The sequence below is a fragment of the Candidatus Culexarchaeum yellowstonense genome (genome assembly GCF_024707025.1).
In the GTDB taxonomy this organism is placed as follows: domain Archaea; phylum Thermoproteota; class Methanomethylicia; order Culexarchaeales; family Culexarchaeaceae; genus Culexarchaeum.
Genome location: NZ_JANGFQ010000256.1, coordinates 1 through 3,008, shown reverse-complemented (window position 1 = coordinate 3,008; position 3,008 = coordinate 1). Strand labels below are relative to the sequence as shown.

General features: G+C 37.2%; 5 protein-coding genes. 3 read left to right on the top strand and 2 right to left on the bottom strand.

What is annotated here, in order from left to right; genetic code table 11:
• Positions 1–158, bottom strand: a 158-nt coding sequence (locus MRT15_RS12700; protein ID WP_369684989.1) for a ribbon-helix-helix domain-containing protein, incomplete at its 3' end; no start/stop codon positions are given.
• Between the two features lie 542 nt (positions 159–700).
• Here MRT15_RS12700 and MRT15_RS12345 point away from each other — a divergent pair.
• The gene (locus MRT15_RS12345) at positions 701–1,045 is read left to right on the top strand and encodes a hypothetical protein (RefSeq protein ID WP_304330594.1); all 345 of its coding nucleotides are present in this window, start codon (positions 701–703) and stop codon (positions 1,043–1,045) included.
• Positions 1,046–1,255: 210 nt separating this feature from the next.
• On the opposite strand, the gene MRT15_RS12340 is transcribed toward MRT15_RS12345, so the two are convergent.
• Positions 1,256–1,525, bottom strand: a complete 270-nt coding sequence (locus tag MRT15_RS12340) for a hypothetical protein (RefSeq protein WP_304330593.1) — start codon at positions 1,523–1,525, stop codon at positions 1,256–1,258.
• 355 nt (positions 1,526–1,880) lie between these two features.
• Between MRT15_RS12340 and MRT15_RS12695 the strand changes: the two genes are divergently transcribed.
• Both MRT15_RS12695 and MRT15_RS12690 read left to right on the top strand, forming a co-directional pair.
• Complete coding sequence (locus MRT15_RS12695) at positions 1,881–2,174, top strand: SPASM domain-containing protein (RefSeq protein ID WP_369684987.1); 294 nt, start codon at positions 1,881–1,883, stop codon at positions 2,172–2,174.
• A 3-nt stretch (positions 2,175–2,177) separates the two neighbouring features.
• Entirely contained in the window at positions 2,178–2,891 is a 714-nt protein-coding gene (locus MRT15_RS12690) for a hypothetical protein (protein ID WP_369684988.1), read from the top strand.
• Positions 2,892–3,008 lie beyond the last annotated feature (117 nt).

The following is a 3,008-nucleotide window of genomic DNA, read 5'->3' as shown; positions in this document are numbered from 1 at the left end:
AATCTCTCCACAGCCTCATGTAGGCAAGTTAAATTTTCCATGCCAAGCCTTATAAGCTCCCTTATAGCTTCACTCCTAGAACGAAAAACGCCACACTCCACAAGCCGATCAATCTCCCTCAATTCCTTCTCACTCAACCTTACTGAAATAACCTTCATAACTATACGTGATATGAACATGCCACAAAAACACATAAACACTTCCATAACATACATCCACACTTAAAATTCAATTGTAACAGTCAATGAATATTTAGAGTTTATAATGTAAGGGGATACCATTCTGAAACTTATTATTGAACATGATAAATTCACTGCACAATTATTCAAATCTCCTATCCATGACTATAGGACATCCCCTCCAGAATTCATATATAGAATTCACATGTCTCTAAATCAAATCAGTGTAAATTGAAAGAATTCTTGTGAAGTTCACATTATTTGAATGTCTTAGATTCAGGAATTCAGGAAATGTGATGACTTCTACCCCAGAACTATACTTTCGCCCCAGAACTATCACGCCATATTCCACTTACCTCCAAACGAAATTTAAACTCATCATCCCTACTTCCCGAGTTTTAAAGTTACATTTTGGATATAGAATTTCTAGAGTGGGATTGTGGGGTTTAAACCTCACATTATGCTCGTTAAAGTTGTTGGGAAAATTTAAGTGTAATTGGAATGTGATATCTTGTGAATATATGAAGCGAGAAGAAGGGAAATGGATGAGAGGGGAAGAGGTAGAAAAGCTTCTTGTGGAGGTCATTGAGCCTACAGTTAAAAGGGTGTATGGTATGGGGATTAAGGATATTTTGGATCGAATAAGTACGATCAACAGAGAACTTGGAGAAATTTCCAAAACAATAAATATGCTTGTAGCGAGGATAGATGGAATGGATAAAACAATAAGTGTGCTCGCGACGAGAATAGATGGGATAGATAAAAGGATTGATGACCTTTGGAAGGTTGTGGTAGCTGTCCTTGGAGGAACTTTTGGAGCTTTAATTGGAATAATATTGATGCTCATAAAGCTTCTGATAACATGAAAAAAGAAGCGAAGTTATCGAAAAATGGAATGTTAGATTTTACATTATAGACATCAAGCAATTCATTTCTCATACAAAATTCTCTATTCAAACCTACATAAAATTTGACGCTTCCAGTTAAGGGGTTGTCTATGCAAAGAACTGGGTGGAGTATGTAAATTAACTTGGATCGGCTGATAATAGCATGATAGCTATTCAAATAGCCTCCAGTTAGATCCACCAAGGTACAACTTCACCCACCTCTTCAGCAAGCTCCCTAAGCTTCCTTCTAACCCTCTTATGGTAGTGATAGGCGAGTATAATGATGAGTGTAATGATAGGTGCCATTGTCATGAAGGTTAGGATGGGGTATTCAGCTGTGACAATTACATAAACGCAAAATAGGAGTGCAATTATCATGGAGATTTTGTAGGCTACACATTTCCCCTTCAATTCCCTATACTCCCGCCTCCTCCAATCATCCATTACATCAACCACCATTCACAATCCATCTCAAAGTATTCGTCAAAGTAAATAATAATGTTTATCCATGAAGATGCCCATTACATCCAATCTAGACATATCAAATAAATGATCGTAGCACATGCTTTTCCAATGTTAACGTATACATCAACCCCCATTAAGAGATTATAGCATGAATATTGCGAGTTAAAGCAGGCATCCACGATCAGCACATCTCATACTCTTCATAGCCCTACAGCTCAGCGCTGCAATGGCTCATCATACACATCTAAACTTTTTAAGAAATCCCAAAATATATTTTCCGACTTCAAAAACCTAAACCAGAACCTCCAATCCCCTATATCGGGTTCGCACAGGAGTATGTGAAGCAGGGGTGAAAAGTTGTACAATCGAACCTAATGGAAATGTACTTCCCTGTCCAGCATTCGAAGATTTGCCCATGTTTATAGCAAGAAACATTAGAGAACAAAGTTTAGCGGAGATATGGAATAAATCTAGAGTATTTCTTGGTATTCGAAAATTTTGGATGGAAACCAAAAACTTTTGTGGATGCAAGTATTTTGAGATTTGTAAGGGAAGATGCCTTGCACAACGCTACTACTCATATGGTAGAATGGATGGGGGCCAGATCCAATATGTCCAAAAAGTTTACTCCAAATTTAAATAAAAAATTTTCATAATAAACGTCGGAGTAAATGCTAGTCACGGGACTTTAAGGAGTCCCATTTTTGATGATGGTACTTTTATATTTGTTCCGATTCCTGAGACTCGGGAGCCAGAATGTCCTCTTCTACCCTTGTATCGAGAAATTATAGATCCAAAATATATACCTCAGAAGTTCCATGAACGAAGGGTTCACAATGATCCCGAGTTTATCACTTTCACATATGGTGATTTTCCCACAATTCATCCTAGAGCAGCAAACCTCAAGTATATTTCTGAGGGGGACTATCTTTTTTTCTTAGCTAGTCTTGTCTCTTATAGTAAAGGACACTTTACTAACAAAAGGGGCTTCTATTTAATCGGCTTTTTTGAAATTGAGAAGATATTGAAAAATGTTACGCAAAAACCTACCGACGAAGACTTAAAATTATTTGGTCAAAACGCTCACATAAAACGAGGACTTTGGAAACCCACTGCTTACGCTGGGAGCTGGATCTTTAAAGGTTCAGGCAATTCTAAGCTATTTACATATGCGATCCCGTTTACGAGAGAAATAGCAGAGAAAATCATATCATTTTCAAAGGGTATAAACTGGAAATGGCCACAGAATCGGACAGACTTACAAGTTATAGGCTCTTATTTCAGATCTTGTCGTATTATTAAGGATAAAAGTGCCACTAAATTGTTTTGGGGATGGGTGAAAAGGTATGGAGGGATCTAGGAGAGTTTTATTCAGGGCAGACCTTTGAAACCTTCTCATAAACTGCCTTGAACAATTCACATGTTATTAAACATTATTCAACAAGTATAAATGTAAAATTGGAGAAGTGTTAATCGA